6 protein-coding genes and 2 pseudogenes are annotated in these 5,034 nt (G+C 62.0%); 4 read left to right on the forward strand and 4 right to left on the reverse strand.

Translation table 11 applies throughout. The annotated features are described in order from the left end of the window. Positions 1–79: 79 nt before the first annotated feature. The gene (locus CDN38_RS03270; RefSeq protein WP_075509360.1) at positions 80–535 is read right to left on the reverse strand and encodes a protein kinase domain-containing protein; all 456 of its coding nucleotides are present in this window, start codon (positions 533–535) and stop codon (positions 80–82) included. Positions 536–556: 21 nt separating this feature from the next. Here CDN38_RS03270 and CDN38_RS03275 point away from each other — a divergent pair. From CDN38_RS03275 to CDN38_RS30320, 3 genes and pseudogenes are all read left to right on the forward strand, one after another. Beyond that, a pseudogene (locus tag CDN38_RS03275) lies at positions 557–870 on the forward strand (long-chain fatty acid--CoA ligase); the annotation flags it as partial. A gap of 104 nt (positions 871–974) precedes the next feature. Beyond that, on the forward strand, positions 975–1,112 hold the full coding sequence (locus tag CDN38_RS29220) for a hypothetical protein (protein ID WP_180276279.1): 138 nt from the start codon (positions 975–977) through the stop codon (positions 1,110–1,112). Next, a pseudogene (locus CDN38_RS30320) lies at positions 1,051–1,280 on the forward strand (hypothetical protein); the annotation flags it as partial. The gene CDN38_RS29220 and the pseudogene CDN38_RS30320, both read left to right, overlap by 62 nt. A 10-nt stretch (positions 1,281–1,290) precedes the next feature. Here the strand turns inward: CDN38_RS30320 and CDN38_RS03285 are convergent. The 3 genes from CDN38_RS03285 to CDN38_RS03300 all read right to left on the reverse strand — a co-directional run bounded on the left by CDN38_RS03285 (position 1,291) and on the right by CDN38_RS03300 (position 3,954). Beyond that, positions 1,291–2,094, reverse strand: coding sequence for a transglutaminase-like domain-containing protein (locus CDN38_RS03285; protein WP_075509362.1), 804 nt, complete (start codon positions 2,092–2,094; stop codon positions 1,291–1,293). 676 nt (positions 2,095–2,770) lie between these two features. Then, positions 2,771–3,220: a DUF5994 family protein gene (locus tag CDN38_RS32825; RefSeq protein ID WP_408633055.1), complete on the reverse strand. Its 450-nt coding sequence runs from the start codon at positions 3,218–3,220 to the stop codon at positions 2,771–2,773. A gap of 530 nt (positions 3,221–3,750) precedes the next feature. Then, complete coding sequence (locus tag CDN38_RS03300; RefSeq protein WP_075509363.1) at positions 3,751–3,954, reverse strand: cold-shock protein; 204 nt, start codon at positions 3,952–3,954, stop codon at positions 3,751–3,753. A 410-nt stretch (positions 3,955–4,364) separates the two neighbouring features. On the opposite strand from CDN38_RS03300, the gene CDN38_RS03305 reads away from it, so the two are divergent. Further along, positions 4,365–4,832 carry a DUF5994 family protein gene (locus tag CDN38_RS03305; RefSeq protein WP_075509364.1) on the forward strand — a complete coding sequence of 156 codons (468 nt, stop codon included), beginning with the start codon at positions 4,365–4,367 and terminating at the stop codon, positions 4,830–4,832. Positions 4,833–5,034 lie beyond the last annotated feature (202 nt).

Below are 5,034 nucleotides of genomic sequence, written 5' to 3' on the forward strand. Positions count from 1 at the left end.
AACCCACCATCATCGAAATCATCGGGCACACCCCATCATCCGTGTCCCCGCCAATCAGCCCGACACCCCAGCCGGCGTGTTACTGACCCGCGCTCCTAGCCCATTGGACACGCGCGAGCGAGGCAGGCCCGGCGGCCTGCGTCGCCTCGGATTGGCGCGGTGCGGCTGAATCGACATGGGCGGCAGGGGGATTCGCAAACCGCAGCCGCGGGGCGCAGCCGACCGCCAGAGCTGCGCGTACCGCGCGGGCGAATTCGCCCGCGGTCTGATAGCGGTCACCGGGGTCTTTGGCCATTGCGGTGGCGACGACGCCGTCGAGTGCCGCCGGCAGCCCGGCCACGTAGTCGCTGAGCCGGGGCGCGGGGTGCTGGATGTGAGCCATCATCACCGCATCCAATCCGGGTCGGTCGCTGAATGGGGCATGACCGGCGAGCAGGTGGAACAGTGTGCACCCCAGGGAGTAGATGTCGGTGCGCGCGTCGAGAGGCCAGCCCTGCAGGAGTTCCGGGGAGGCATAGGCCACCGTCGTGATCACGTCGCCGGTGCGGGTCAGCCCATAGTGGCGGGTCGCAACATCTACCCGACCGACATCGAACGCGCCGCCTGCCGTGTGTCGGGGGTCCGGCCGGGCTGTTCGGTCGCGGTGCGACTCGACGCCGGGCAATCCTGGGAGACTTTCGCGGTGGCGGTGGAATCCACCGAGTACGGCGACCCAGCGCAGGTGCGCCGCATCGAGCGCCAGGTGGCGCACGAGGTGTTCGCCGAGGCCGATGTCCGCCCCCGCAACGTGGTAGTGCTTCAGCCCGGACGATCCCGAAAACCCCGTCGGGCAAGCTGCGGCGCGCCCACGCGCTGGGCCTCGTCAACTGAATGGGCGTCATCCGGTCGCTTCTACTTCCAGTCCATTGCCTTGGGCACCGGGGGGTAAAGTCAGGGCATCGGGACCACAAAGGCCCCATGATCAAGGGGCGGCCATGTCTGACAAATCTCCGCGGCAAACCATGACCAAGAAGTCCGGCAAATCTCTGAAAGAGAAGCGCGCCGCCAAACATGCTAAGGCGGCGGCTCGGGTCTCCTCCACCGAAGCCCTGCTCCACGACAAGAAGCGCTGACGCACAACGACTTTCCCCTAGGCGTCCTAGCTCACTCACGCAAGGACGAGCGAAGATTGCCGATCCACCCGGCACATTTCAGCAGGATCGATCGTCGGGTCCGGCCGCGGATATTTGCTTGAGCATGGCTGTGGGTCGGACTTTGGTGCTCACGTCAACTCGTTGGCCGGGGCCGGCTTCAGCTGATTGACACCAGCTGGTCGATCGAGTCCCTGGGCAGGTCGCCGTCAACGACTGCCGTCACCACCAGTTTGTCCAGCGTGATCGCGCCGTTGTGGTTGTCGAGGAAGGCGATGTCGGCGGCATCGCGTCCGGTGGCGATGCGCACCAGGGTTTGCCTCGGCGCCAAGAGCGTGCCGTCGACCACTCGCCAGTGCCCCTCGACGAACGCCTCGGCTACCGCATGAAAGTCCATCGGGTACAAGCCTGGCGCATACACCGAAACGGCACGAGCAGGCACTTTGACGGCCCGTAACAGCGCCACTACCAGATGCACGAAGTCTCGACATACACCGGCACCGGAGAGCAAGGTATCCACCGCTCCATCGATAGAGTCACTCGAGCCTGGTACATAGTTCAGACGGCTGCCGACCCAAAGGGAAACCTTCTCCAACAGAGTCGTCGAATCGATGTAATTCCCGAATTCGGTTGCGGCAAAACCAAAGAACTTGTCGGACTCGGCGTAGCGGCTCGGACGAAGGTACATCGATAGGTCGTACTCGGTCACCGGTGCCGGATCGGTCTGTCCCACGATCGTCGCGGCGTAGTTGACCTTGAGGTTACCCACCGGAACGTCCAGCTTGTGGATGCGGTTACCGTGCACACCGCTGATCTCCAACGGCTGCAGAGGCTTTCCGTCCAAGACAAAGGACAACAACTCGGATACCTCGGTGTTGGGATGCGGTGCAACGGCGATCTGGAACTCCAAGGTCGTCGCCTCGGCGATCTCGACCTCGAGTTCAGCGGCGACCTCTCGCCTCATCTGTCCTTCCTGTCGCCCGACGATCAGGTGTCGATCGCGGCCAACAACTCGCTCAGTAGCGCTGTCACGAAACCGATTGCAGCATGGCCGATTCTTTGCGGCAGCACCAGCGTCCCACGCGCGCCAGTGCACCGCACGAATAGCCAACATTGGGGACGATGTGGTCCGGCGATTCACGTCCGTGACACCAGTGCCGGGTCACCGCGTGCCGTCGGTATCGGCCCCCAAACTGCTGTGCGGGAGTGAGTCTGGTGGGTCGAGCGCGGCGCCGCGTCCCACTCAATCCATTCACGACGGTGGTGTCGTAGCCGCGGAATCGCTCTTGGGGCGGTCGGAGAAAGTAGGAAGTTGCACCGGTTCCGAATCGCGACCGGTGTCGGACGCGACTTCGGGCTCGTAGCGATGTGAAAACAAATCCGATGATTTCATGGGGCGGGGTCCTTAAATTGGTTCGGTTTCGGCTCAAACGTTGGTCTGTCGAGCGAAGGGCGATCGATTCGTGAGATGCTCATCTACACACAAAAATGTCTACGGTGGCAGTGCCCAACACGAACGGCTTGCCAACCAATCTACACGCGAGCCTCAGGAAAGACGTCTCGCCGAACGACTGGCGGCGTTGGTCACCCCGAAACCGCGCCTCTTGACCCTCTTCTGGTCGCCTGCTACGTCGGTCCACTCACCGGAGAGGCATAGGTGTATGCCGGCTTGGCGCCGACCCGGCAGACGTCGAGCCTGCCGTCGTTGTGCTTGACGTATATGTCACCGAACCGCAAGCACTTGTCTTTTCCCCGCCGGGAAACGGTTCTTGGCCCCCCGCGCTGATCCCGGGCACGCCGCCGACTTTGGACGCGTTGTCTGGCGGCGCCGCTGTCGGAATCGCCTCGTGTGCAATGTCTGGATCGGTGCTCGGAGCCACCACCAGCAGAAGTACTTTTTTGGGGTCGACCCCGAGCACTTCGAGGGTATTGGTTGGCCGGCAGGTGAACCCCTCGAGTCGAACTGATCGTCCACCGGTTGCGAGTCGTGCCGGCGCCTTCGGCCCTGCAGCAAGGTCGTACATCAGTCGCCCAACGGAGACCAGTCGCCCCCACAGCATCGCCAATAGATCAGGCAGTTCACTCGACAGGTCATCGCTGCGCGGCCCCCGTGTCCCGCCGACATGCCCGGCCGTCCGTGCCTTTGGGCTTCATACGCAGCCACGACATGTTCTCTGGTCCCGTGTGGTGGCCACCGCAAACCGCGCGTCCTTCGTGTCGTGTCATAGCGACATTCCCGTCTTGGCCGCGAACCGGTCAATATCAAGCGAGTCGGCGACGACGCGATCTCAGATGGTCGCGCGCGACATACCGCCGACCCGAGACACATCGCGTACCGGACGGGACCAAGTCAGGTCAAAGACCCTGTGCACCAACTGCTTCCGAATGTTAAGCACTTCAGCTCTCGACGATGCGAGCTCAACTATGGCGCGTTTGAACTACCCGCTTATGTTTCTTGTCGCTTTCGGGGGAGATTTATCGGCAATTCAAATCCCCGGATACCGGGCCTTGGCGGTCCCGACGCCTTGAACGTATGCCTGCCGGGAGTAAGCCGGGAACCCCTCAACGCGTTGTGGGCTGGCGGCAAACACTCACCAGCCCACACGGGGTAGAGCTCGCACTAGACGGCAGTTACTCCGACTGCCTGCGGACCCTTGGTCCCCTGCTCGATATTGAACTCAACTCGCTGGTTGTCCTCGAGCGATCTGTAGCCGCTTCCCTGTATTTCTGTGTAGTGGACGAACACATCTGCTGCGCCGCCGTCCGGAGCGATAAAACCGAAGCCTTTTTCGCCGTTAAACCATTTCACAGTTCCCTGTGTCATACCTTCAACTTCTCTCATTTTGAACGGATGCCGACAGGCATCCCCGCCTAGCGTAGCACGTACGGCGCGTATGATCTGTATTCGACTGGGCCAGAACATGTTTCATGCACGAATAACCCAGCCGTTCCCGACTGGAGCCCGTAAAGCCGGGTTGTGGCGTTGGGGCTGTTTACCTCCATGTTGACCAGTGGCAGCTGCCTAAAGACGATCAGTTGCTATTGTGTGATGCGGTCAACGGAGTCGTCTGGATCAGATCCCCGCCGCGCTCGCTCAGCAGGGCGATTCAAGGAGACCCGCAGCGCGAGTACGATCAGAGGCATTGGCGGTACGTCGTATACGACCGTTTTGAGATTGTGTCATCGCCGATTTGAATAATTTGGCCGGTTCGCGGCCGAGGACAGGAGCGTCGAATGACGCTAGAAAAGGGCAGAACCGGCGCTGGTTGGAAACAGACCCCGCCCGAGCACACCCCGCGCCTGCGTTTGAAGCCCAAGGCACCCACTACCGGGTATGTCGATGGGGCATGGTGGCCGCGCAGCGATGACCTTCCGACTGAGCTCCCAGATCTGCTGGCGGTGCTCTCGGTACGACTTGGCCCGATCGAGCGTGTGATATACAACCTCGCCGAATGGGTGACGGTCCCGAGAAAACTGCCAACCGAGCGAGGCGTGCTACGACTCGCGGGATGCAACCGGCAGCCGGTCAACACCATTGAAGTAACCGGACGCAACAGAAGCAAGATCATCCTGCTGGTAGTGCCCGCTCGCACCGGCACAGACGACGCACATCACACCATGATGGCTGCGGCGGCCCCAGACGACGGCTCGACGGTCGAGGGCCTACTCTTGACCGGCGCGCAAGGAGTGCAACGCGGCTAATACTGCAGCCGTAGTTCGTGATCATTGGTTTTCCTGTGGACCTCCCCCGGTTTCCCGGAGACTTTTTTTATTTGGGACCGACCCCCTCGAGTGGGAGGGTAGCCGCTTGGGGGTGGTGCTGCTGGTTGTCCTTCCAGGCAGCTTCATATTCGTCGGGTGAGAGCCCGCAGAGGCCAGCTTGGATGCGGCGGGGGTTGTACCA

This window comes from Mycobacterium ostraviense (assembly GCF_002705925.1).
Lineage (GTDB): Bacteria > Actinomycetota > Actinomycetes > Mycobacteriales > Mycobacteriaceae > Mycobacterium > Mycobacterium ostraviense.